Annotated in this window: 22 protein-coding genes and 2 pseudogenes; 9 read left to right on the forward strand and 15 right to left on the reverse strand. The window is 72.7% G+C overall.

The genetic code is table 11. From position 1 onward, the window contains the following. Window positions 1-10: 10 nt before the first annotated feature. Window positions 11-1,726: a GAF domain-containing sensor histidine kinase gene (locus AB0M95_RS00080; protein ID WP_363757594.1), complete on the reverse strand. Its 1,716-nt coding sequence runs from the start codon at window positions 1,724-1,726 to the stop codon at window positions 11-13. Window positions 1,727-2,033: 307 nt separating this feature from the next. On the opposite strand from AB0M95_RS00080, the gene AB0M95_RS00085 reads away from it, so the two are divergent. Continuing rightward, window positions 2,034-4,175, forward strand: coding sequence for an acetate--CoA ligase family protein (locus AB0M95_RS00085; RefSeq protein WP_363757596.1), 2,142 nt, complete (start codon window positions 2,034-2,036; stop codon window positions 4,173-4,175). 16 nt (window positions 4,176-4,191) lie between these two features. Here the strand turns inward: AB0M95_RS00085 and AB0M95_RS00090 are convergent, their stop codons facing one another. From AB0M95_RS00090 to AB0M95_RS00100, 3 genes are read right to left on the reverse strand one after another with little or no spacing between them, the layout of a single operon-like run. Next, window positions 4,192-4,524, reverse strand: a complete 333-nt coding sequence (locus AB0M95_RS00090) for a hypothetical protein (RefSeq protein WP_363757598.1) — start codon at window positions 4,522-4,524, stop codon at window positions 4,192-4,194. A gap of 54 nt (window positions 4,525-4,578) precedes the next feature. Continuing rightward, on the reverse strand, window positions 4,579-5,418 hold the full coding sequence (locus AB0M95_RS00095) for an undecaprenyl-diphosphate phosphatase (protein WP_363757600.1): 840 nt from the start codon (window positions 5,416-5,418) through the stop codon (window positions 4,579-4,581). Next, window positions 5,415-6,152: a DedA family protein gene (locus AB0M95_RS00100; RefSeq protein WP_363757602.1), complete on the reverse strand. Its 738-nt coding sequence runs from the start codon at window positions 6,150-6,152 to the stop codon at window positions 5,415-5,417. The genes AB0M95_RS00095 and AB0M95_RS00100 overlap by 4 nt, the downstream gene beginning before the upstream one ends. Before the next feature lie 127 nt (window positions 6,153-6,279). Between AB0M95_RS00100 and AB0M95_RS00105 the strand changes: the two genes are divergently transcribed. The 4 genes from AB0M95_RS00105 to AB0M95_RS00120 all read left to right on the forward strand — a co-directional run bounded on the left by AB0M95_RS00105 (window position 6,280) and on the right by AB0M95_RS00120 (window position 9,725). Continuing rightward, window positions 6,280-6,669, forward strand: a complete 390-nt coding sequence (locus AB0M95_RS00105) for a BlaI/MecI/CopY family transcriptional regulator (RefSeq protein WP_363757604.1) — start codon at window positions 6,280-6,282, stop codon at window positions 6,667-6,669. A gap of 10 nt (window positions 6,670-6,679) precedes the next feature. Then, the gene (locus tag AB0M95_RS00110; RefSeq protein WP_363757606.1) at window positions 6,680-7,621 is read left to right on the forward strand and encodes a M56 family metallopeptidase; all 942 of its coding nucleotides are present in this window, start codon (window positions 6,680-6,682) and stop codon (window positions 7,619-7,621) included. A gap of 227 nt (window positions 7,622-7,848) precedes the next feature. Continuing rightward, window positions 7,849-9,108 carry an ROK family protein gene (locus tag AB0M95_RS00115; RefSeq protein ID WP_363757608.1) on the forward strand — a complete coding sequence of 420 codons (1,260 nt, stop codon included), beginning with the start codon at window positions 7,849-7,851 and terminating at the stop codon, window positions 9,106-9,108. Window positions 9,109-9,248: 140 nt separating this feature from the next. Continuing rightward, window positions 9,249-9,725, forward strand: coding sequence for an ATP-binding protein (locus AB0M95_RS00120; RefSeq protein WP_363757610.1), 477 nt, complete (start codon window positions 9,249-9,251; stop codon window positions 9,723-9,725). Window positions 9,726-9,749: 24 nt separating this feature from the next. On the opposite strand, the gene AB0M95_RS00125 is transcribed toward AB0M95_RS00120, so the two are convergent. Beyond that, window positions 9,750-10,859, reverse strand: a complete 1,110-nt coding sequence (locus AB0M95_RS00125; RefSeq protein ID WP_363757612.1) for a sensor histidine kinase — start codon at window positions 10,857-10,859, stop codon at window positions 9,750-9,752. A 232-nt stretch (window positions 10,860-11,091) separates the two neighbouring features. Here AB0M95_RS00125 and AB0M95_RS00130 point away from each other — a divergent pair, with 232 nt between their 5' ends. Genes AB0M95_RS00130 through AB0M95_RS00140 form a run of 3 tightly spaced genes read left to right on the forward strand, consistent with a single transcriptional unit; the run spans window position 11,092 to window position 13,173 of the window. Continuing rightward, complete coding sequence (locus tag AB0M95_RS00130; RefSeq protein ID WP_363757614.1) at window positions 11,092-11,703, forward strand: TetR family transcriptional regulator; 612 nt, start codon at window positions 11,092-11,094, stop codon at window positions 11,701-11,703. Next, the gene (locus AB0M95_RS00135; RefSeq protein WP_358525891.1) at window positions 11,700-11,900 is read left to right on the forward strand and encodes a ferredoxin; all 201 of its coding nucleotides are present in this window, start codon (window positions 11,700-11,702) and stop codon (window positions 11,898-11,900) included. The genes AB0M95_RS00130 and AB0M95_RS00135 overlap by 4 nt, the downstream gene beginning before the upstream one ends. A gap of 1 nt (window position 11,901) precedes the next feature. Further along, complete coding sequence (locus tag AB0M95_RS00140; protein ID WP_363757617.1) at window positions 11,902-13,173, forward strand: cytochrome P450; 1,272 nt, start codon at window positions 11,902-11,904, stop codon at window positions 13,171-13,173. Between the two features lie 126 nt (window positions 13,174-13,299). Here AB0M95_RS00140 and AB0M95_RS00145 read toward each other — a convergent pair whose 3' ends face one another. The 6 genes from AB0M95_RS00145 to AB0M95_RS00170 form a co-directional block, all read right to left on the reverse strand. Beyond that, window positions 13,300-14,106 carry a sporulation protein gene (locus tag AB0M95_RS00145; RefSeq protein ID WP_363757619.1) on the reverse strand — a complete coding sequence of 269 codons (807 nt, stop codon included), beginning with the start codon at window positions 14,104-14,106 and terminating at the stop codon, window positions 13,300-13,302. A gap of 208 nt (window positions 14,107-14,314) precedes the next feature. After that, window positions 14,315-15,505: a serine hydrolase domain-containing protein gene (locus AB0M95_RS00150; protein WP_363757621.1), complete on the reverse strand. Its 1,191-nt coding sequence runs from the start codon at window positions 15,503-15,505 to the stop codon at window positions 14,315-14,317. A 106-nt stretch (window positions 15,506-15,611) separates the two neighbouring features. After that, entirely contained in the window at window positions 15,612-16,259 is a 648-nt protein-coding gene (locus AB0M95_RS00155) for a response regulator transcription factor (protein ID WP_363757623.1), read from the reverse strand. Beyond that, window positions 16,247-17,515, reverse strand: a complete 1,269-nt coding sequence (locus tag AB0M95_RS00160) for a sensor domain-containing protein (RefSeq protein WP_363757625.1) — start codon at window positions 17,513-17,515, stop codon at window positions 16,247-16,249. Before AB0M95_RS00160 ends, AB0M95_RS00155 begins: the two co-directional genes overlap by 13 nt. Before the next feature lie 174 nt (window positions 17,516-17,689). Beyond that, window positions 17,690-18,733, reverse strand: coding sequence for an ABC transporter ATP-binding protein (locus AB0M95_RS00165; RefSeq protein WP_363757627.1), 1,044 nt, complete (start codon window positions 18,731-18,733; stop codon window positions 17,690-17,692). Then, window positions 18,730-20,253, reverse strand: coding sequence for an iron ABC transporter permease (locus AB0M95_RS00170; protein WP_363757629.1), 1,524 nt, complete (start codon window positions 20,251-20,253; stop codon window positions 18,730-18,732). Before AB0M95_RS00170 ends, AB0M95_RS00165 begins: the two co-directional genes overlap by 4 nt. Window positions 20,254-20,433: 180 nt before the next feature. Here AB0M95_RS00170 and AB0M95_RS00175 point away from each other — a divergent pair. Further along, window positions 20,434-20,813, forward strand: a pseudogene (locus AB0M95_RS00175) (DJ-1/PfpI family protein); the annotation flags it as partial. A gap of 33 nt (window positions 20,814-20,846) precedes the next feature. Here the strand turns inward: AB0M95_RS00175 and AB0M95_RS00180 are convergent. From AB0M95_RS00180 to AB0M95_RS00195, 4 genes and pseudogenes are all read right to left on the reverse strand, one after another. Next, complete coding sequence (locus AB0M95_RS00180; protein WP_363757630.1) at window positions 20,847-21,041, reverse strand: sulfotransferase; 195 nt, start codon at window positions 21,039-21,041, stop codon at window positions 20,847-20,849. 358 nt (window positions 21,042-21,399) lie between these two features. Beyond that, window positions 21,400-21,495, reverse strand: a pseudogene (locus tag AB0M95_RS00185) (sulfotransferase); the annotation flags it as partial. A gap of 208 nt (window positions 21,496-21,703) precedes the next feature. After that, complete coding sequence (locus AB0M95_RS00190) at window positions 21,704-23,044, reverse strand: ATP-binding protein (RefSeq protein WP_363757632.1); 1,341 nt, start codon at window positions 23,042-23,044, stop codon at window positions 21,704-21,706. Further along, window positions 23,041-23,706 carry a response regulator transcription factor gene (locus tag AB0M95_RS00195; RefSeq protein ID WP_363757634.1) on the reverse strand — a complete coding sequence of 222 codons (666 nt, stop codon included), beginning with the start codon at window positions 23,704-23,706 and terminating at the stop codon, window positions 23,041-23,043. Before AB0M95_RS00195 ends, AB0M95_RS00190 begins: the two co-directional genes overlap by 4 nt. Window positions 23,707-23,714: the final 8 nt, after the last annotated feature.

The raw sequence follows: 23,714 nt of genomic DNA on the forward strand, positions 1-23,714 counted from the left end.
CGGCCAGGGGTCATCCGAGCGGGACGCTCCAGGTCAGGCGGGTTCCGCCCTCGGCCACCCGCTCGGCGGTGAACTCCCCTCCGAGCCGGTCCGCCCGTTCCCGCAGGTTGCGCAACCCGCTGCGGCGGCCGTCCTCGGGCAGCCCGACCCCGTTGTCCTGGACGACCAGCGTGACCCGCCCGTCCCCGACCGTGACCGCCACGTCGGCCTTGGACGCCCTGGCATGCCGGACGACGTTGGACAGCGCCTCGCGCAGCACCGCCGGCAACTGGTCGGCCACGGACGCGGGCACATCGTTGTCCAGCGGCCCCTCCATCCGCAGGCCCGGCATGAACCCCAGATGTCCCCGCGCGCCCTCCACCAGCTCGACGACGCGCGCCCGCAGGCCGGGCTCGGCGACGTCCCGGGGCGTCTGCAACGCGAAGATGGTCGAGCGGATCTGCCGGATGGTCTCGTCCAGCTCGTCGATCGCGTGCCGCATCCTGGCCGACCCCTCGGGGTGCTCGACCAGCCGCACCGCGCTCATCAGCGTCATCGCGACCGCGAACAGCCGCTGGATCACCACGTCGTGCAGATCCTTGGCGATCCGGTCGCGGTCCTCCAGCAGGCCGAGCCGCTCGGCGTCCTGGCGGGCCTCGGCCAGTTCCAGCGCGATGGCCGCCTGCCCGGCGAACGCGTGCAGCATCCGCAGCATCGACGGCGTGAACGGCAACCGGCCCGGACGCTTGCCCAGCGCCAGCACGCCCCGCACCGATCCGGCCGCGCCCAGCGGCACCGCCGCGCCCGGACCCCACACCGCCGCCCCCGTGGCCTGCCCGGGATGGGCCATGATGCCGAGGTCGCCCAGCTCGTTCACCATCCGCGGCTCACCGTCGACGTACGCCGCGCCCGGCAGCGAACCCTCGACGCCCACCTCGGCGTCCACCAGGTCCTCGGCGCCCTCGGCGATCCGCACCCGCAACGTCCCGGACGAGGCGCCGACGGGGTCGGAGGGGAACAGGAGCATGACCAGGTCGGCGTCGGACATCTCCCGGACCCGGCGGGCCACCTGGCTCAGCACCTCCCCCACGCCGGCGCCCGACAGCAGGGCCGTCGTCACCTCCGAGGACGCCTGCAGCCAGATCTCCCGCAGCCGCGTCTCCTCGTACAGCCGCGCGTTCTCGATCGCGACGCCGGCGGCGGTGGCCAGCGCGGTCACCACCGCCTGGTCATCCTCGTCGAACTCCGCCCCTCCCCGCTTCTCGGTCAGGTACAGGTTCCCGAAGACCTCCTCGCGCACCCGCAGCGGCACCCCCAGGAACGAGCCCATCGGCGGGTGGCCGGGCGGGAAGCCGTACGACTCGGGGTGGTCGGCGATCGACGCCAGCCGCAGCGGCGCCGGCTCCTTGATCAGCAGGCCGAGCAGGCCCAGGCCGTGCGGCCAGTGCTCGATCCGGGCGATCTCCTCCTCGCTCAGGCCGACCGGGATGAACTCCACCAGCGTGTTGTCCTCGCCGACCACGCCCAGCGCGCCGTAGGTCGCGTCCACCAGCCGGACCGCCGTCGCCACGATGCGGCGCAGCACCGTCTCCAACTGAAGATCGCTGCCGACCGAGACCACCGCCTCCAGCAACGCGTGCACGCGGTCCCGCGTGGCCAGCACGGCCTCCAGCCGGGTCTGCAACTCCGCCAGCAGCTCATCCAGCCGCATGTTGGGGACGAGCGAAGGCGACGAATCAGCTGACATGGCGGGATTCTCGCATCTCCCACTCTCGGGGCCCATCCCGCACCCCGGACTGCGCGGAACGGCTCCGCGAAGGTCCGCCCCGGCCGGGCCGGCCAGGCGGGGCCGGCCGTGCGCCGCTCCGGACCCGGGCGCCGTCGAAGACCAAAGTCACTTTCGGGAGGGCCGTCCGGCACTGCCCCGCAGGCGCCCGGGACGGAGATCGTGGCGGTGGACTTCTCGAGGAGACGCGATGACCACGTCAGGCCCGGGCACGGCCCGGCCGCTCCCCCTGGCGCATCGCCGTCCCGCACCGGATCGGAGACCTGCCATGACCGAGGAACACGACGTCCCGCTCCGCGACGGCGCCACCGCCCACGTGCGCCCGCTCACACCCGGCGACCGGCCCGAGCACATGTCACTCGCGCGCGTGCTGGCGCCCGGCTCCATCGCGGTCGTCGGCGCGGGACGCGGGCCGTCGGGAGCCGGGCACAAGGTGCTGCGCAACCTCGTCGACGGCGGCTTCCCCGGCCCGGTGTACCCGGTGAACCCCAAGGCGTCGCACGTGGCGGGAATCCAGGCGTACCCGGACGTGCGCGCGCTGCCGGGACCGGTCGACCTGGTCGTGGTCGCCGTCCCCGCCGGCGCCGTGCTCGGCGTGGCACGCGACTGCGCGGCGACCGGCGTCAAGGGCCTGGTGGTGCTGACGGCCGGGTTCGCCGAGAACGGCGGGCAGGACGCCGAACACGAGCTGGTGCGGATATGCCGGTCGGCGGGCATGCGCCTGATCGGCCCGAACTGCCTGGGCATCGTGAACACCTCCGCCCGGATGAACGCGACCTTCCTCGCGCGATCCCCGCGCGAGGGGAGCATCGCGGCGCTGTCGCAGTCGGGCGCGGTCGGCGCGGCACTGCTGGAGCGGCTGCCGATCTCCTCGTTCGTCTCGGTGGGCAACAAGGCCGACGTCAGCGGCAACGACCTGCTCGAATACTGGGAGGACGACGAGGCCACCCGCGTCATCGCGCTCTACCTGGAATCGTTCGGCAACCCGCGCAAGTTCGCGAGGATCGCCGCGCGGGTGGGCCGCCGAAAGCCGGTGCTCATGGTCAAGAGCGGCCGGTCCGGGGCGGGCGAGCGGGCCGTGCGCTCGCACACCGCGGCCGCCGCGACGCCGGACGTCGCCGTGGACGCCCTGGCGCGCGCGGCCGGGGTCATCCGCCTGGACAGCGTGCGGGACATGATGGACATCGCCAGGCTGCTGGCCGCGCAACCGTTGCCCGCCGGCCGCAGGGTCGCCATCGTCGGCAATTCCGGCGGCCCCGAGGCGATGACCGCCGACGCGTGCGAACGGAACGGCCTGATCGTCCCGCCGCTCACGCCGCCCGCCTCGCTCGCCGCCCAGGTCTCACCCGCGGCGGCCCTCGGCAACCCGGTGGACCTGACCGCCGACGCCACCGCCGAGCAGATCGGCGCGACGATCGAGGCCGTCCTGGCCGACCCCGGCGTGGACGCCGTCCTGGTCGTCTACACGCCGCCCTTCGGGTCGGGCCTGGAGGCGACCTGGAAGGCGATCGCCGAGGCGACGCGCGCCGCGACCAAGACCGTGGTGGCGTGCGTCGTGGGCCACGACGACCCGGGCGGCGACCTGATCGACGGGCGCGTCCCGGTCTACGCCTTCCCTGAGGAGGCCGTCCGCGCGCTGGCCCGCGCCGCGGCCTACGCGGAATGGCGCAACACCCCGGCCGACCTCGTGGAGCCCGCGTCGCGGGACGACGACCAGGCCGCCACGGAGATCGTCCGGTACGCGCTCGCCGAGCGTCCCGGCGGCGGCTGGCTCGACCCCGCCACCACCGAACGGCTCCTGCGCCACTACGGCGTGACCGTCGCCGAGTCGATCCTCGTGGACGATCCCGAGGCCGCCGCCGAGGCGGCGTCCGCCCTGGGGACGCCGGTCGTGCTCAAGGCCGTCGGACCGGTGCACAAGAGCGACGCCGGCGGCGTCCGGACCGGGCTCACCACGCCCGCGGCGGTGCGGTCCGCCTACCACGACATGAAGGCGGCGGTCGGGCCGGTGATGACCGGCGCGATCGTGCAGCGCATGGTCCCCGAGGGCGTCGAGATCATCGTCGGCGGCGTCAACTACCCGGCGTTCGGCCCGCTCCTCATGGTGGGCATGGGCGGCGTCGCCGCCGACCTGCTCGCCGACCGCTCCTTCCGCGTCCCGCCCGTCAGCCTGGACACCGCGTGCGAGATGATCGCCGACCTGCGCTGCTCCCCCCTGCTCTACGGCTACCGTGGCCGCCCGAAGGCCGACGTCCACGCGCTCGCCGACCAGATCGCCCGGGTGGGACGCCTGCTCGTCGCCCTGCCCGACGTGGCCGAACTCGACCTCAACCCCGTGATCGTCACCCCCGGGGGCGCGGTGACCGTGGACGCCCGCATTCGGCTGTCCCCCGCCACCCCCTCGCCGTGAGAGCCGTCCTGCCCGCTCAAGGGTTGGCGGCCAGCAAGAGGTAGGCGGCGCACAGGCACAGGTGGACCGCCGCCTGGAGCAGCGTGGCTCTGCCCGGCATGACGGTGAGGATGCCGACGCCCGCGGTGAGGGCGAGGAGCACGATCTGGGTGGCGCCCAGGCCGAGCAGCAGCGGACCGCCCACCCAGATGGAGGCGACCGCGATGGCCGGGATGGTCAGGCCGATGCTGGCCATGGCCGAGCCCAGGGCGAGGTTGAGGCTGATCTGGGTACGGCCGCGGCGGGCGTTGCGGGCGGCGGCGAGGGTTTCGGGGAGCAGGACGAGCAGGGCGATGACGACGCCGACCACCGCCTGTGGTGTACGACAAAGCGGGGCAGGTGGCGCCGTAGGTGCGGCGTGTGATCACGCGGTCAGCGCTCCGGTGCCGAGGAGCGCGAACAGCAGGATCCCGACGACGATGCGGTAGCCGACGAAGACGTTGAAGGAGTGCCGGGCGACGTACCTCAGCAGCCAGGCGATGGAGGCGTAGGCCACCACGAACGAGACGGCCGTGCCGACGACGAGCGGCGCCGCGCCGACTCCCGGGCCGGCCATGGCGTCCTTGAGTTCGTACAGGCCGGCGCCGGTCAGCGCGGGAATGCCGAGGAAGAAGGACAGCCTCGTCGCCGCCAGCCGGTCCAGGTCCAGGAAGAGGGCGGTGGACATGGTCGCGCCCGAACGGGAGAAGCCGGGGAAGAGCAGGGCGAGGATCTGCGAGCAGCCCACGAGCATCGCGTCCTTGAAGGTGGTGTCGCCCTCGCCGCGCTTGTGGCGGCCCATCCGGTCGGCCGCCCACATCAGGCCGCTGCCGACGATCAACGAGCCCGCGACCACCCACAGCGAGGCGAGCGAGCCCGCGATCAGCGGTTTGGCGAGGAGACCCACGGCGACGATCGGGAGGGTGGCGTAGATGACCCACCAGGCGAATTTGTAGTCATGCTGGTCGCGTTGCCGGCGATCGGCCAGGCCGCGGCCCCAGGCGGAGACGATCCGCACGATGTCGGTGAAGAAGTACACCAGCACCGCGGCGATCGCCCCGACCTGGATCACGGCGGTGAAGCCGACCACCGCGGTGTCGTCGACGGGGATGCCCATCAGGCCTTCGGCGATCTTGAGGTGGCCGGTGGAGGAGATGGGGAGGAACTCGGTCACCCCCTCCACGATTCCGAGCACGATGGCCTGGCCGAGGGTGATGACGCTCATGGGATCTGTCTCCGCGCTGGTCGTTCGGGTGTCATGGTGGGGCGCGCTTCGTGCGTGCGGTCTGCGGGTGCGGGGCGGCCGACGTCGTTCAGGGCGGCGCGCTGCGTGGTCGTACGGGAGCGGCGGCGGGACCGGAGCACCTCCACGAGCAGCGGCAGCAGGGAGACGGCGACGATCACGCCGACCAGGGGCAGCAGGTAGCGGTCAACTCCGGGGATGCTCGCTCCCAGGCCGTACCCGGCCAGCACCAGGCCGGCCGTCCACACCACGCCGCCGGTGATCTGCCAGACCGTGAAGGTGCGCGTGGGCACCTTCACGGCTCCGGCGAGCGGGTTCAGCACGGTACGCACCAGGGGGATGAAACGGGCCAGGACGATGGCCTTGCCGTGGCCGTAGCGGCCGAGCAGTTCCTCGGCCCTGACCGCGCCGCGCAGCAGGTGACGGTTGCGGGTGCGGGCGAGCAGGGCCCCTCCGGCGTGGCGGCCGATGAGGTAACCGGTCTGCGCGCCGAGCAGCGCCCCGGCCACGGCGGCGGCCAGCACCCCGGGCAGCGAGAGCTGTACGCCGTTGACCTGGGTGGTGCAGAGCAGGCCTGCGGTGAACAGCAGCGAGTCTCCGGGGAGGAAGAACCCGACCAGCAGGCCGGTCTCGGCGAACATCACCAGGAAGACCCCCGCGGTGCCGAACGCCGACAGCAGCGCGGCGGCGTCCAGGAGGTCGAGCGCGTGAGACACCCGGGGGTCCTTCCGTCGTGCGCTGTCCCTGGGGCTCCGGCGCGTGGCAAACTGGGCAGACGGCAGCTTTTACACCGCCGTAGAAGTTTTACACGACTGTAGAAGATGGGTGAGGAAACGACAACCCATGAGTGCGAACGCGCAGGGACGGGGCCCCAAACGGGCCAACGGCGAACGGGAGGCCGAGATCCTCGACCTGCTCCAGCGGGCCGGCGACGCGCTGACCCCGGGCGAGGTCGCCGAGCGCCTCGGCGGTGAGCCGACCTACAGCACGGTGGTCACGATCCTCACCCGCATGCACGCCAAGCAGTTGCTCACCCGCAGCCCGCGCGGCCGGGCGTACGCCTACACGCCCGTCACCGACGACCCCGGCTTCGCCGCCCGGCGCATGCGGACGGTCCTGGAGGAGCGGCCCGACCGGGAGGCCGTCCTCGCCCGCTTCGCCGACGGCCTGTCCAGCGCGGACGCGGACCTGCTCCGCCAGTTGCTCGGATCCGATCCGCAGCCGGATCGGTAGAGGACCCCGTATGCACGTCGCCGTCTACCTCCCGCTGTTGCTGTCCCTGCTCGCCCCTCTCGTCGCACGACCGCTGTCCGAACGCTGTGAGCCCCGGCTGGCCACCTGGCTGCTCACCGTCTCGGCGGTGGTGCTCGCGGCGGCGACCACCATCTCTCTGGGACTGCTGACCATCACCGGGCTGATCCGCATCCCCCTGCTCGCCGACCTCGGCCACTGGTCGGCCCACGCCGCGCAACGCGACGACCCCGCCGGACCGTCCATCGCCCTCGTCGCCGGCCTGCTGCTCGGCGGCGCCGTGCTCACCGCGGCACGCGTGCTCGTGCGACGCGCCCGCACGCTGGTCGCCGCCGCCGCGGAGGCCGCCTGCATGCCCACGCCCGACGGTCTCGTCGTCGTGGAGGACGACACCCCGGACGCCTTCGCCCTGCCCGGGCTGCCCGGCCGCGTCGTCGTCTCCACCGGCATGCTCCACGCGCTGGAGGAGAGCGAGCACGACATCCTGCTCGCGCATGAGCGGGCTCACCTGGCGGCGCACCACTACCTGTTCGTGGCCTTCGCGGGGCTGGGCGCCGCCGCCAACCCCCTTCTGCGCCCGCTCGCGACCGCCGTCACCTACACCGTCGAACGCTGGGCCGACGAACGCGCCGCCGCCGTCACCGGTGACCGGGCCCGGGTCGCCCGCACCGTCGGCAAGGCGGCCCTGGCCGCCCGCCGCGCCCCCGCCACCGCCCCCGGCCTCGGCGCGGCCCTCGGCATCTTCGGCCGTCGCGGCCCGCTCGGCGGCGCCGGCCCGGTCCCCCGCCGCGTCGCCGCCCTCCTCGCCCCTCCCCTGCGCCGCCACCCCGGCCTCGTCCTCGCCACCGCGGCACTGCTCGCCATCGCGGCCTGCTCCACAGCCGAGGCCGGGCACGACCTCCACCTCCTGCTCGAGATCGTCGGCGCCGAATAGCCTCGACCGCGAGCAGTCCGCCTTCGCCGACATCGGCGCCCACCTGCGATGATGGTCGGCCGGTCGATGGGAAACCGATTTCGGGTTCCTCACCGACGGGCCCACTTTTGATTATTTCAACAAAAATACCAATCAAATCGCCAAAAGCCCTTCCCGGCAAGGTCGAAAGCGCGGTACGTTCCCCCCGAACACCTACACCGAGCAAGCGCTATCTCGAGGAGTGGTAGGTGAAGACGAACCGGCCGGAGGACTCGCACCAGGCCGCGCTACTGCGCCTGATGCGGGATGGGCCCCGCTCGCGGGCCGAGCTGGCGGATCTCACCGCGGATTCCACCGCCCCCGCGGGCTCCCCGGCGCTGCCGCCCGGCGCCGCGTACCCGCACCCCGCGTACCCGGACCCGTGGCCGATGTCGCGGGCGAGGCTCAACGCCGCCCTCAACCGGCTCGTCGGGCTGGGGCTGGCCGAGACCGACGGCCTCGCGGCCTCCCGGGGCGGCCGCCGCTCGGGCCTGGTCCGGCTGTCGCGCGACACCCGCTTCGCCGGCATCGACATCGGCGCGACCTCGGTCGACGTCGCGATCACCGACGGCGAGCTGCGCGTGCTCGGCCACGTGAGCGAGCCGTGCGACATACGGTTCGGCCCTGCCCACGTGCTCGACCGCGTGCTGGTCCTCGCCGGGAAGCTGAAGCAGCAGGGGTTGTTCACGCAGCTCCAGGGGGCCGGAATAGGGGTACCCGGGCCGGTCAGCTTCGCCGAAGGGGTGCCCGTCGTGCCGCCGATCATGCCGGGCTGGGACCGGTACCCGATGCGCGAGATAGTCAGCCAGGAGCTCGGCTGCCTGGCCATGCTGGACAACGACGTCAACATCATGGCGCTCGGGGAGCTGCACGCCGGGCCGGCCCGCCAGGTGAGGGACTTCCTGCTCGTCAAGATCGGCACGGGCATCGGCTGCGGCATCGTGGTGGACGGCAAGATCTACCGTGGCGTGTCGGGCAGCGCGGGCGACATCGGGCACATCCGGGTCGACCAGGTCGGCCCGGTGTGCGCGTGCGGCAACACCGGCTGCCTGGAGGCATATTTCAGCGGCGCGGCCCTGGCCCGCCAGGCGCTGGCCGCCGCGCGCTCGGGCGCCTCGCCGTACCTGGCGGAACGGCTGGCCGCCGCCGGGACGCTGTCGGCCGAGGACGTCGCCGCGGCCGCCGCGCAGGGCGACGCCACGGCGGTCCAGCTCATCCGGGACGGCGGGCGCCGTGTGGGCCAGGTCCTCGCGGGCCTGGTCAGCTTCTTCAACCCGGGGCTCGTGATCATCGCGGGCGGGGTGGCCCGGCTGGGCCACGTACTGCTCGCCGAGATCAGGAGCGTCGTCTACCGCCGGTCGCTGCCCCTGGCCACCGGCAACCTTCCCATCGTCCTGTCGGAACTGAACGGCGCCGCCGGGGTCGTGGGCGCGGCCCGCCTCATCAGCGACCACGTCTACTCCGTATGACCACCGCCTGAACACCGCTCGTGCACGCCGTCCGAATATCACTCGTCCCGATCTCCTAATCCGATCAGATTCGTCCCGCCGGCCCCGCGTCCCGAGGCCGGCATCGTCCGCGACACACCTCCCACCCCCCCGAGGACGCGATGTTGGAAGTCCGGAACCTCCCGCGCGCCGCACTTCCACAGCCCGCGCCGAGCCCCACGGAACTCATCGAGACGACGATCGATTCCCAGCGCGGCGGCATGGTCTGGCGCCGCGCCTTTCCAGGCACGCTCGACCAGATCCCTCACGCGCGCCACATGGTCCGCTTCCTGCTCGGCGACTGCCCGCGCCGCGACGACGCCGAGCTGATCGCCTCCGAGCTCGCCGGCAACGCCGTCCGGCACACGTGGAGTGGCCATGACCAGGGAACGTTCGTCGTCGAGGTCTCCCGCACCGGTCAGGTCGTCACCGTGGCGGTCTACGACCGCGGGCGGGGCGGCACCCCGCGGTTCGGCACGCGCTGCGAGGCCGTGGCCGAGTTCGGCCGCGGGCTGGCCATCGTCGTGGCCCTGGCCGACCAGGTCGGCTACGAAGGCTCCGGCGAGCACGGCCACCGGGTCTGGGCCCGGCTCTCCTGAAACCGGGCGATCCGGCGACGGAATTCACCGGCGGGCGCTCAGGGGGAGCCGGGCCGTGATGGCGAAGCCGCCGTCCGGAGTCGGGCCCGCGGCGAACCGGCCGCCCGCGAGGGTGATGCGCTCCCTGAGGCCGGCCAGCCCGTAGCCTCCTCCGACCGAGGGGGCCCTTCTCTCCGTTCCGTGGCTGTCGTCCCCTTGACGGGGGGTGTTGTCCACACGGACGCTCACGTGATCGTCCTCCAGCTCGCAGGTGATCTGGACCTGTGACCCCGGCGCGTGCTTGCGGACGTTGCTCAGCCCCTCCTGGACGAGCCGGTAGCAGGCGTGTTCCACCTGTGGCGGAAGCGGCTCGCTGGGAAGGTCGATGTGGCAGTCGACCCGCAGGCCGCCGGCTTCGGCGTCCTTCACCAGGCGGCTGATCGCCTCGACCCCGCCGGTCGCGGGCACCTCGTCCCGGCGCAGCACGGTGAGCAACTGGCGCAGCTCGGCCAGCGCCTGGACCCCCTTGTCCTCGATGCCCGCCGCCAGCTCGGGAATCTCCGCGGGATCCTCGGCGTCGCCGATGATCCCGGCGTTGAGCACCATGCCGGTCACCGCGTGCGTCACCGTGTCGTGCAACTCCCGGGCCAGCCTGCGCCGCTCCTCCGACGCGGCGAGTTCCTCCCGCTCGCGCACCCCTGCCCGCAGCTCACCGATCAGCCGCCGGTATTCGCATACCCAGGTACCCGCCAGCGCGGGCAGGTAGATCAGCGTCAGCGCCCGGATGACGGGGAGGGGCAGGTATGTGTCGGTGTACGGGTTGAAGTAGTCGGCGACGACGTACACCGCCACGAGCGCCAGGGCGACGATCTTCCACGAGCGCACCCGGTGCTCGGACGTCATCGAGAAGGCCGCCAGGATCAACGGTACGGTCTGCACGGTGACGAAGGCGCAGACGGCCGAGGCGATGATCGCCGGCCAGGGGGTGCGGCGCCGGATCAGCATGGTCGCCGCCGTGATCGCCCCCACCAGATAGCCCAGCCAATGCGGCGGTCGCCCCCACGGAGAGAATGCGTGGTCGATGGCCGTCGTCGGGATCGTGAAGGCCAGGACCGCGGCGGCGAGCAGCGAATCGACCAGAGCTGATCGATACATTCTGACAATCCTTGAGGACTTACCGCCCATGTGACCTATTTTGCAACTTTGCCAATGACGCACCGTTACCGGGAGGTGGGTATTACCCCCTGTCCGCGGCTGTCCTTGGCAGGCCTCGGGGTTCGGCGTCCACGCGGGGCGAAATCGGCCATGGTGAGGGTCCAGGCCCGGCATACCCAGGAGGAATGACGCAGGCCTTGACGTATCAAATGAATGATCATTTAATTACCGTATGGGGCGGATCGCGGGCGTCACCGCCGCCGAGACGCGCGAGCGGCTGCTGCACGCGGCCGCCGAGGTCTTCGCGCGGCGAGGGTACGAGGGCACGCGCGTCACCGACATCGCGTCCACCGCCAGGGTGAGCAACGGAGCGCTGTACGCGCACTTCGCCTCCAAGGCGGAGCTGCTCGTGGCCGCGCTGCGGGCGCACGGGCCCAGGCTGCTCGCGGACCTGCTGGCCGCCGACCCGGACCGGCCGGTCATGGACCTGCTGGTCGCCGCCGGGCGCCGGCTCCCGCGCCTGGCCAAGAGCTCCCTGATCGCCGAGGCGCTGGTCACGGCCCGCAGGGACGAGGACGTCGCCCGGCCGACGCGTGACTACGTCGGCGAGCGCGCGAACTGGCTCACCGAGCTCGTGCGCGTCGCCCAGAGCCGCGGCGAACTTGACTCCGCGGTGTCCCCGGACGCGCTGGCCCACTTCTGCCTGCTGCTCGCGATGGGCAGTGCCCTCATCACCCCCGAGATGCACACGGTCGATGATGAGGAGTGGACCGCGTTGCTCACGCGTGTCGGCGCCGCGTTCGCCCCTGCCGACACCACAGCACAGAGGGAAGCGCCGAAGTGAAAGTCAAGATCAACACCGAGCGGTGCCAGGGACACGGCCGCTGTTACGACCTCGCGCCGAGCCTGTTCGGCGAGGACGACGAGGGTTACGGGCGGGTTCTCGGCGACGGCGTCGTGCCGCCTGGCGAGGAGCAGACGGCGCGCCTGGCCGTCGCCAACTGCCCGGAAAGAGCGATCGAGATCCACGAGGAGGCGTGACATGGGCGTCGAGGATCACTTCGGCGAGAGGTTCCGCGAGACGCTGAGCGATCGCGCCCTCGGGACGCGCAACGAGATCGTCACCGGGCCCGTCTCGGACTGGGCGAGCGACTTCTCCCACACCGAGCCGGAGTGGGCGGCCGATCCGTACCCCATCCAGGACGACCTGCGGCAGCGCTGCCCGATCGCGCACACCGGCCGGTTCGGCGGCGGCTGGCTGCCGACGCGGTACGAGGACGTCGCGGCCATCGCCTACGACACCGAGCGCTTCTCGTCCCGAGCGATCATCATGAGCAACTTCCGGCCGCCCCAGGAGCTGGCGCCGATCGGCGGCGCCCCGCCGATCTCCTCCGACCCGCCGTTCCACCACGACGCGCGCAAGCTGCTGCTCCCCGCGTTCACCAAGAACGCCGTCGCCGAACGGGAGCAGGCGACGCGAGAGTTCTGTCACTCGCTGATCGACGCGCTGGAGGGGCAGGACGTCGTCGACGCGGCCCACGACTACGCCCAGCACATTCCGATCCGGGTCATCGCCGACATGCTGGGATTCCCCCCTGAGGACGGGCCGCGGTTCCGCGAGTTCGTCGAGAACGCGCTGGAGGGCGTCAACCGGCAGCCGGAGGACCGCATCCAGCGGCTGGAAGCGCTGTTCGACTACCTGTACGCGCAGATCCGCGACCACGTCGACAACCCGCGCGACGACCTGACGACGTACCTCATGAACGTGGAGCTCTACGGCCGGAAGCTGGAGCCGACCCATGTGGCCGGCACGATGTCCCTGCTGCTCATCGCCGGGATCGACACCACGTGGAGCGCGATCGGCGCGTCGCTGTGGCACCTGGCGAAGACCCCCGAGCACCGCGAGCGGCTGGTCGCCGACCCCGGGCTCCTGCCCACCGCGATGGAGGAACTGCTCCGGGTGTACGCGCCGGTCACGATGGCACGGCTGGTCAAGGAGGACATGCACTGGCGCGGCGTCGACATGAAGGCCGACGACTGGATCCTCCTGTCCTTCCCGGCGGCCAACCGCGACCCGGCGCAGTTCGACCAGGCGGGTGACGTCGTCCTCGACCGGGAGGTCAACAGGCACGCCGCGTTCGGCCTCGGCATCCACCGCTGCGTGGGCTCCCACCTGGCCCGCATGGAGCTCCGGGTCGCCCTGGAGGTCTGGCTGGAGCGCATTCCCACGTTCAGCCTGGAGGACCCGTCGGCCGTGACCTGGGCCACGGGCCAGGTGCGCGGCCCGCGCACGCTCCCGCTCCGCATCCGCTGACCGGGATCGTGCGGCGCGGGAGCCGGGACGCCCCGGGTTCCCGCGCCGCACGGCGGGCCGATCAGACGGCGCGCGTGCCGACGGCGACGCGCGGCCGCCGCCGCGAAGACGGCCGAGGGACCCCGGTCAGGTCGCCCCCTGAGCGGCGCCGTGGCCGGTCAGGCCCGCCAGCCATCGGTCCAGCTCGGCGGCCCAGTCGGTACCCAGCGCCTCCTCGTGGCCGACCTGGAAGCGGATGCCGGCGTCGGCGGGGAGCTGTCCGGCGACATGCTCGACGGCCTCCAAGATGATCACCAGTCCGGAGGGGCCGGCGACGAAGGTGAGGTCGACCTCGTCGACGACCTCGGCGAGCCGGGGCGGCGAGGAGAACGCGATCACCTGGTAGAACGGCAGTTCCTGGCTCACCCCGAAGTTGTAGCCGAGTTCGAGGTCGGCGGCCTGGACCTGAAAGCCCAGGCTCAGGAGCGCCTCCAGAACGCGCATCTGGGAGGGCAGGGGCTCGACGGCGAGCGGGTCCAGATCGCCCTTGTCGACCGCCTTGGCGATGGCCAGCTCGGTGCGCACGCCGAGCGCCATCTCGGCGAGCTGCCGGCCGCCGACCTCGCTGATGGGGCTCTCCCAGGGCATCTCGATCTCGAAGGGGACCGCGCGCTCCTCGCCGGCGCACAGGATGAAGGGGCCCGAGACCTGGACGCGAAGGAACTCGTCGTCGTCGGGCCGCGGCATGTCCTCGTCGGGCACCAACTGCGCATGGGCCACCAGGCCCAGGGTGATGTGCTCGATGTGGGCGTCGAAGTCACCGCCCTTGAGCCGCACGTCACCGGCCAGCACTCCCCCCGGCTCGACCCGCGGGCCGGCCAGAACGGTGTCCACCGACGGGGCGCCGACACCGAACGCACCCAGAATCCGTTTGAAGACCACGACTTCTCCCATCGCAACCACGCTCTGAGGCCCCCGCATCGGCGATCCGTGCGCGAGGGCGGCTCCGGTCAGGACCAGGTCATGTCACGTTCAAGCGATACATACCCGCGCGAGGTGGTGTTGCTCCCGTCCTCGGAAGCCGATCACCCGGGCGGCGGGGCGGGCGGCGCATCGGCCGCCCGCTTCGTGAGCCCTCGTGCCGCGCCGGGGCCTCGGTCTCCTACTTCTGGGCGCAGAAGGCGGTGTCGAAGGCGGCCATGACACTCTCGGCGGCCTTCTGCTCGGTGGGCAGAGCGGTCACGACCACGGTCGCCGCCCGGCCGTCCTCGGTGATGCCGGTGCGGGACTCGTAGCCGTCGATGTCGCCGCCGTGGCCGTACACGTAGCCGCCGCAGCTCAGCTTGATCTTGACCAGCCCGAGCCCGTACGTCCACCCGGCCGGGAGACCGGGGGCATTGACCGTGTGCTTCATCTGCTCCAGCTCCGCCGGCTTGAGCAGTCTGCCGTTCATCAGCGCGACGAGGAAGCGGTTGACGTCGCTCGGGGAGCCGATGAGCTGCCCGGCCGCCCATCCCCACGACGGGTCGAGTTCCGTGATGTCCACCATGCTCTCGGCGCTCTCGGCGCTCTCGGCGGCCTGCTCCCCGGGCTTCTTGGCCTCGTACCCATGGGGGTGGGCGCCGCGGATGGCCTGCTCGCCGACGCCGGGCCAGTACGTGTCCCGCAGCCCCGCCCGCTCGATGACCCGCTTGGTGATCTCCTCACTGATCGGCCTGCCGGTGGCCTTCTGGACGAGCAGGCCTAGCACGACGTAGTTGGTGTTGCTGTACTGCCAGCCCTGTCCGGGAGCGAACGTCGCCTTGTGCGCCAGCGCGACGTCGACCAGTTCCCGGGGCTCGCTGTACTTGTGTTGGATCTCCAAGATCGGCGGGAAGTACAGCGTGTAGTTCGGCAGGCCGGCGGTGTGCTGGAGGAGCTGGCGGACGGTGATCTCTCGACCGTCGTTGCCGTTGCCGCGGATCAGCTCGGGCAGGTACTTCTCGACCGGCGCGTCCAGCTCGATCTTGCCCTCGCCGGCCAGTTGCAGCACGACCACGGCGGTGAACATCTTGGTGTTGCTGGCGATGCGCACCCGTCCGTCGACCGGGACCTTCGCCTTCGTCGCCAGGTCGCCGACACCGGCGGTGTAGTTGTGGGTACGCCCGTCGGCGTCCCGCACCGCGGCCAGGGCGCCCGGGAACGCGCCCCCGCGGACCAAGTCGTTCAGGCTCTTCTGCACGGGGTCGGCGGGCTGCGCGTTCGCCGGCCCGGCGGTCAGGCCGAGCCCGCTCAGCGCGGCGATGGCCACCGCGGCCAGGGCGAGCCGGCCGCGACGCTTGGTGGAGGGGGACTTCACGGTGGGATACGACATCGGGGGACTCCCTGCTCGATGTGGTCGTTCGCGACATCACCCAGCATGTCGGCGGGACCGGCTCACGATCGATCCCACCCGCTGGAATCCCGGGGTACAGCTGGCGCTACCTGCCTTCGAGGTAGTGCAGGACGGCGGCGACGCGCCGGTCGGTGCGGTCGGTGGGCGCCAGGTCGAGCTTGGCGAAGATGCTGCGGATGTGCTTGTGCACCGCACCCTCGCTGACGAACAGCTTCTCGGCGATGGCGGCGTTCCCCAGCCCTTCGGCCATCAGCGCCAGCACGTCGAGCTCGCGCGGGCTGAGCCGGTCCAGCCGGCGGTCCGGGCGCGTGCGGGACAGGAGCTGCGCGACGACCTCGGGATCGATGGCCGTGCCCCCGTCCGCCACGCGGTGCAGCGCGGTCATGAACTCCTGCACCCGCCCGACCCGCTCCTTCAGCAGGTAACCGAGGCGGGAGCCGCCGTGGGACAGCAGGTCGGTGGCGAACGCCTGCTCGACGTACGCCGACAGCACCAGCACGGCCAGGTCCGGTCGGCGGCGCCGGGCCTCGACGGCGGCGACGATGCCCTCGTCGGTGTGGGTCGGCGGCATCCGGACATCGACGATGGCGACATCGGGCTCGTGGGCGTCGACGGCGGCCAGGAAGCCGTCGGGGTCGGCGGCGGTGGCCACGACGTCGAGCGACTCGGCGCGCAGCAGCAGCGCGAGGCCCTCGCGCAGCAGCGGGTCGTCCTCGGCGATCACGATCCGCATGGCAGGCTCACACTCAGGGTGGTCGGGCCACCCGAGGGGCTGGTCAGCATGAACGTCCCATCGTGTGCTTCGGCCCGGCGGCGGATCCCGCCGAGCCCGGACCCGCCGCGGTCGTCCGCCCCGCCACGGCCGTCGTCGGTGATCCGGAGGTTCAACCGGCCGTCGCGCCGGTGGACCGCGACGGTGGCGTGCCGGGCCCGGCTGTGCTTGGCGATGTTGGTGAGCGCCTCGGCCACGACGAAGTACGCGGTCGCCTCCACGGACGCGGCGCACCTGCCGGGGAGATCGGCGTCGACCTCGCAGGGCACCGGGCAGGCGGCGGCCAGCCCGGTCAGCGCGCCCGCCAGGCTCCTGTTCTCCAGCACCGGGGGCAGGATGCCGCGCACCACCGCGCGGAGCTCGGAGAGGGCCTGCTCGGCGGCGTCCTGCGCCCGTTCGAGGATCTCCTCGGCGGTGGACGGGTCGCGCGCCACCGCCCGGCGGGCCGCGCCGAGCAGGACGGTGACGGCGATGATCCGGTTCTGGGTGCCGTCGTGCAGGGACCGCTCGATGCGCCGCAACTCGGCGGCGTGCGCGTCCAGCGCGCCCGCCCGGGTCGCGGTGAGGTGGGCGACCCGCAGCGCGAGGTCGGTACCGGCGTCGGCGTCCAGGAGCCGTCGTCCGGTCCAGGCCTGGAGCCGCGCCATGCCCGGCGTGAACAGCGCGAAGAGGGCGATCCAGCCGACGCCGAGCGCGCAGACCCAGAGGGCGCTGGGCAGGTCGCCGACCTTCCACAGCCCCATGGCCGCGCCGCCGGACTCGTTCGGCGGCAGCAGCCTCCACCACAGCGGGAAGGTGAGGTCGCGTATCGCGCTGAACGACAGGGTCAGGCCGATGAGTCCGAGGAGCAGTCCGAGGGTCGCGTGGGCGGCGACCCAGGCAAGCTCACGCCGGGTGGCCGGGCGCGCCAGGGCGGCACGCAGCCCGGGCGGCGGCGGCTCGGGGCCGACGATCTCCGGGCCCCACCGGGAGAGCCTGGCCCGCTCGCGATCGGCGACGGCCCGCAGGCCGCGCAGCGCGGTGGGCGCCAGCGGCAGGCCCACGCCGATGGTGCAGAGCACCGCGACGGCGGCCAGGCCGATCAGCGTGAACAGCGCCAGGGTCGCGGTGCCGAGCCCACCGACGAGGTGTTCGAGGCCGTCCAGCGCGGTGCGGGCTCCGGCTGTCAAGTCCCGCGGGCGGGCGCGCCCGCGACCGGCCGTGGCGTGGGTCGGCATCCTCAGCTCCTGACTCAGCGCGCATGCCCCTGTCCGGGCCATCATCAGATCACCGGTCGAGAATACAGCCTGCTATACCTTTTGTGCCCTGTTGGCGGGATCGTCGACTACAGCGGGGATTCGTAGCTTTTACGGCATGACAGACGGCACCTCGAACAGGGAGCACCCGATGCGTCACGGGCCGTCCGGGGACGGGAAGGCGGTGGCCGGGCCGTTGACGGTGAGGTGCACCCGGCTGCCCGGGTGAGGGGTACGGGCGCCGCTGACCCGGGCGACGATCTCCGGGCCGTCCGGCTGGAGCATCATGGCGACGGTGGCGTCGTGCCCGAAGTAGGTCACCGCCCCGACGGTGGCGGGCACGCCCGCGCCGCCGTCGAGGATCTCGATCTGCTCGGGGCGGACCAGCACCTGGGCCTCGCCCTGCGCGGAATCGCCGCGCAACGCGAGCGTGCCGAGCGCGCACCGCGCCGTCCCGCCGGTGACGACGGCGGGCAGCAGCACCGCGTCGCCGACGAACCGCGCCACGGCCGGGTCGGCCGGGGTGGCGTACACCGTGCCCGGCGGGCCGGCCTGCACCAGCCGGCCCTCGCGCATGACGGCGACCTGGTCGGCCAGTGACAGCGCCTCGTCCTGGTCGTGGGTGACGAGGATCGCCGTCGCGCCCGCGGCGCGCAGCGCCTGCACGACCGTCCGCCCGGTCGACAGGCGCAGGTTCGCGTCCAGGGACGAGAACGGCTCGTCGAGCAGGACGATCGAGGGACGCGGGGCCAGCGCCCGCGCGAGCGCGACGCGTTGCTGCTGGCCGCCCGACAGCTCGTGCGGGTACCGCTCGGCGGTGAAGGAGTCCAACTCGACCAGGTCGAGCAGCTCGGCCAGCCGATCCCGCGACCGGCGGGCGGAGCGGGGCAGGGCGAAGGTGATGTTGTCGGCGACGCGCAGGTGCGGGAACAGGGCGCCCTCCTGGGGCACGTAGCCGATGCCGCGCCGCTGGGGCGGGACGGCCGTGCGCGGCTCGGACACCACCTGGTCGCCGAAGCTGATCGTGCCGGCGTCGGGCGTCGTGAAGCCCGCGACCAGGCGCAGCAGGGTGGTCTTGCCGCAGCCGGAGGGGCCGAGGATGGCGGTGAGGCTGCGCGCGGGCACGTCGAGGTCGACGCCCGCCAGCGCCGCCACGGCGCCGAAGTTCTTGCCGAGCCCCTGGATGGTCAGGCCTGTCATGTGGACCTCCTGGCGGTCGCGGTGAGCAGGTAGGTCGCCGGAGCCGAGATCAGCACCATGAGCACGGCGTACGGGGCGGCGGCGCCGTAGTCGACGTCCCGGACCTCGCTCCAGAACTGGGTGGCCAGCGTGTGCGTGCCCGTGGGCGACAGCAGCAGGGTGGCGGTCAGCTCGGTGACGACGGCGAGGAAGACCAGCGCCGCGCCGGCGGCGACGCCCGGGGCCACCAGCGGCAGCGTCACCCGGCGCAGCGTCGCGGCCGTGCCGGCGCCCAGCGAGTGCGCGACGTCGTCCAGGACCGGCTGGGCCTGGGCGATGGCCGCGCGGACGCTCACCAGCGCCCGGGGCAGGAACATGATCATGTACGCGGCGAGCAGCAGCCCCGTGGTCTGGTACGCGGGCTGGACGAAGCGGATGGACACCGTGATCAACGCCAGCGCGACCACGATGCCGGGCAGCGAGTTGCCGATGTAGGTGCTGCGCTCCAGCAGGCTGCCGACCCGGCCGCGGTGGCGGACCGCCAGCCAGGCCACCGGCAGCGCGCTCACCGTCGTGACCAGGGCGGCCATCAGGCCGAGCCCGAGCGCCGTACCCGCCGTCTGGACCAGGGTCTCGACCGGGAACGACGTGGATGCGCCGACCAGCAGCCAGTGCGCCAGGCTGGCCAGCGGGACGCCGAGCCCGAGCGCGACGACGCCGAGCACGGCGAGCAGCGCGGGGACCGTCCACAGGCCGAGGCGGGCCGGCGGGGCGATCCGGGCCGCGCCCGAGCCGAGGCGGGCGTACCGGCGCCGGCCGCGCAGCCGCAGCTCGGCGAGCAGCAGCACCGCGCAGCACGCCACGAGCACGCCGGCCAGCATGTTGGCGGACTGGGCGTCGTAGGCCGACCGGTACTGGTCGTAGATCGCCGTGGTGAACGTCGGGAAGCGCAGCATCTGCAGGGCGCCGAACTCGGCCAGCAGGTGCAGCCCGACGAGCAGCGCCCCGCCGAGCACGGCCGGGCGAAGCTGCGGCAGCACGACGCGGACGAAGACGGCCCACGAGCCGAGGCCCAGCGAGCGGGCGGTCTCCTCCAGGGCCGGGTCCAGCCCCCGGAGGGTCGCGGCCACCGGCAGGTACACCAGGGGATAGTAGGCGAGGGTCACGATCAGCAGGGCGCCGCCGTAGCTCTCGACGGCGCCGGTGACCGAGACCCACCCGAAGCTCGTGACGAACGCGGGGACCGCGAGGGGCGCGGCGAGCAGCACGTGCCAGACCTTGCGTCCCGGCAGGTCGGTGCGGTGCACCAGCCACGCCGCCGCCGAGCCGAGCCCGGCGCACAGGACCATGCAGCCGAGCGTCAGCTCGACCGTGTTGACGAGCAGCTCGCCGACGCGCGGGCGCACGATCAGCCGCCATGCCTCGTCCCAGCCGACGCTCACCGCGTAGCCCACGACGAAGAAGAGCGGGACGGCGGTGACGAGGGCGACCACCGCGCACAGGGCGAGCAGGACCGGAGGGTACGCCCCGTCGCGGCGCACCCTCCGTCGTGCGATGCCCCGTAGGGCCGTGCCGGTCAGAGCAGGCCCGCCCGCCGCGTCCGGCCGTATCCACGCATCCGCAACATCCCCTAAGGCAAGGCAAAGCTAAGCCAGGTAAACCTAAGGTCGCGCGTGACCTCGTGTCCAATCCGGCGCGGACCTGTGAACGCTCACGCGACCGTCGACCGGCTGGTGTCCGACGCCTCGCCCGGCGACTACGACGCCCTCCTGCTGCCTGGCGGGACCATGAACACGGACCAGCTCCAGATGAACCGTGACGCCGTCGGGTTCGTGAAGGCGTTCGTCGCCACGCGCAAGCCCACCGCGGCGATCTGCCACGGCCCCTGGGCACTGGTCGAGGCCGATGCGGTACGCGGCCGCCGCCTCACGTCCTGGCCGAGCATCCGCACGGACCTGCGCAACGCCGGGGCGGCGGTCGTCGACCAGGGGTCTGCGTCGGCGGCCAGTTCACGACCAGCCGCTCTCCCGCCGACCTCCCGGCCTTCTGCCGCGCGATCCTGTACCAGTTCGCCAAGGCGGAGCACCGCGTGCCCGGGTAGGCCGGGGCATCGCACCTACGGCGCGAGGCCGAGCTAGGGCGCGGGGTCGAACGGTGTGATCAGGCGGCCCTCGCGGTGGAAGCGTTCGATGTTGTACCAGCGGCGGGGGTCGCGCACGGTCAGGACTACCTTCGCGTCCGGGTAGGCGTCCGCCAGGTCCCGCCAGAAGCAGGCGGCCGACCAGTCCACCGCCGACCGGTACCCCGCGAACACCGAATCCCAGTCCACGGGACCGCCCTGGACGACGGGGAGCTACCGGTCGGCCTGCTCAGGATGGACGATGACCTCGAACATGTGTTGACGCGCTCCCCGACCTGAAGGACCGGGGATTCAGCCTGTTGCCGCGCATGCGGCACTTCTGTGGCTTCCTGCTTCACCGACCTGAGCCATCGTGCAGATGGTCTTACCGAGTCTCCACAGGCTTTCGAGTCTTCCGGCTCCGTTCCCACCCGTCCGGCGGTACCTGACCGGCTCACCGTACCAGACGCTGATCCGCCTTGGCGGCGGATCGGCCTTCCCCGCTTCGCTACGCGGGAGAGTCCGCTTCACCCCCGGCCTGAAGCTGAAGGCCGAAGCACTACGGACGAATTCGGTAACAGGGACCGAAGCCCAGCCGGTCCAGAGCTGCTTTGAGCGACGTGGTGCCTGTACGCGGGAATCCCGCGCCGATCACCGTCAACATCTCTCTGCTCCTGTCGGTCAGCGGCACCGACCTCGTGCGCGCCGCGCGGATTCTGCGGTCGAGTTCTCTAGTTCTCGACCGGATTAGTCGAGTACCCAGATATTGCGATAATTCAACATGGGATGGGTTTTGTCGCGCGGCCTGGGCGCCCGGCCGCACGGGGAGCGACCCTGCGGGGACGCTCAGCCGCACTCCGGCGGCGCCCCGATCAGACCCTCTGGTTCACCGCCGCGGCCACCGGGAGCCGCAGGTCGACGATGCCGCCGGACCCGCCCGCACGCGGCGTGAGACTCCCGCCCGCCGCCTCCGCCAGGCGGCGGGCCAGCGCGAGGCCGAGGCCGGAGCCCTCGCCGGGCGTCGAGGCGTGGCCCTGGACGCCCGGGCGCAGGACCGCCTCCAGCTCGTCCTCGGCGAAGCCGGGGCCGTCGTCGCGGACGCGGAACAGCACCTCGCCGCCCTCCCGCCCCACCCGCAGGGTGACGGCGGAGCGCCCGAAGCGCAGCGCGTTGTCCAGCAGCGGCTGCAGCATCCTCAGCACGACGTCGTGATCACAGCCGACCAGCACCTCGCCCTCGCCGGCCCGTTCGAGGTCCAGGCGGATCCCGCCGACGCGATCGCGGCAGGCGCGCAGCGCGTCCCTCGCCACCTTTCCGGCCGGCGTCGTGCCGCCGGCGGGGCGGATGTCGCGCTGGGCCAGGCCGATCAGCGTGTCCAGCGCGTTGGTCATGCGGTCGGTGGCGTTCGACACCTCGGTGAGCGCGGCGCGCAGCTCGGACGCGGGACGGTCGCGGCGCAGCGCGACCTCGGTCTCCAGCCGCACCTGGCTCAGGGGCGTCCGCAGTTCGTGCGCGATCTCGGCGGTGACGCGCTGCTCGTGGCGCAGCGCGGCCGACAGGCGGCCGAGCAGGTTGTCCAGCGTCGCGGCCAGCCCGCTCAGCTCGTCGCGCGGCGGTCCGAGGCTGAACCTCTTGTCGAGATCGTGCTCGGACCATCGCGCCGCCTGGTCGGTCATCCGCGCCACCGGGCGCAGGGCCTGGGTCACGGCGCGGCGCACGAACACCGCGCCCAGCCCCAGGATCAACACGTCGAAGACGATCGCCGCGACCAGCGTCGTGTGCTCGGCCTCCAGGAACGGGGCCAGGGAGAGGGCCACGACGAGGGTGCCGCCCGGGGCGGCGTACTCGCGCAGGGGAACGGCCAGGAAGCGCAGATCGCCACCGTGGCCGCGGAACGTCGGGCGGGTGACCCCGGCGAGGGCGTGGGCCTCCCGGTCCAGCGCGCCGGCGGCGGGCGAGCTCACCACCGTGCCGCGGGCGTCGAACACCCAGACCCCGTTGTCCAGCGCCTCGTCGAACGGGGTCTCGATCATGTGGAGCCGGCCCGAGGACACCGTGATGACGCCCGCCGCCGCGTCGGCCCGCGCCCGCAGCGCGTGGTCGGCGTCGCGCTCCAGCCGCCAGGACAGGACGACGTAGAAGCCTGCGGTGAGGGCGACGAGCGCCACGGCGAGGGGAGCGGCCGCGCTGAAGACCAGCCTGCGGCGGATCATCCGACGCGGTACCCCACGCCCCGGACCGTCTTGATCGCGTCCGGCCGGCCCAGGTCGGCCAGCTTGCGCCGCAGCCTGAGCAGGTAGGCGTCCAGCGTGTTGTCGTGGACGGTCGCCCCGGACGGCCAGGCCGCCGCGATCAGCGCCTGCCTGCGCACCACCTCTCCCCGCCGGGCCAGGAGGATCGCGAGCAGGCGGAACTCTGTCGGGGTGAGTGGGGCCCGGTTGCCGTCGTGGCCGACCTCGTGGGCGGCCGGGTCGAGGTAGAGCCCCTCGGGCGGGTCGGCGGGGCCCTGGCCGCGCCGGGCCAGGGCCCTCAGCCGCAGGACCAGTTCCTCGAAGTGGAAGGGCTTGGGCAGGTAGTCGTCGGCGCCGGCGTGGAACCCCGACAGCCGGTCGGTGACGTGACCGCGCGCGGTCAGCAGCATGACCGGCGCGCCGATCCCCCGGGCGCGCAGCGCCATGACCAGGTCGCGGCCATCGGTGTCCGGCAGCCCGATGTCGATGACGAACACGTCGGGACAGACCTCCCCGAGGCCGGCCAGCAGGTCGGTTCCAGACCCGGCGGACAGGACCACCTCGAAACCGTCCTCCCGCAGCCCCCGGCCGAGCCCCAGCCGCAACGCGAGGTCGTCCTCGACGATAGCGATCTTCGTCGTCACGTTCACCC

This window comes from Sphaerisporangium sp. NPDC051017 (genome assembly GCF_040683095.1).
GTDB lineage: Bacteria > Actinomycetota > Actinomycetes > Streptosporangiales > Streptosporangiaceae > Sphaerisporangium.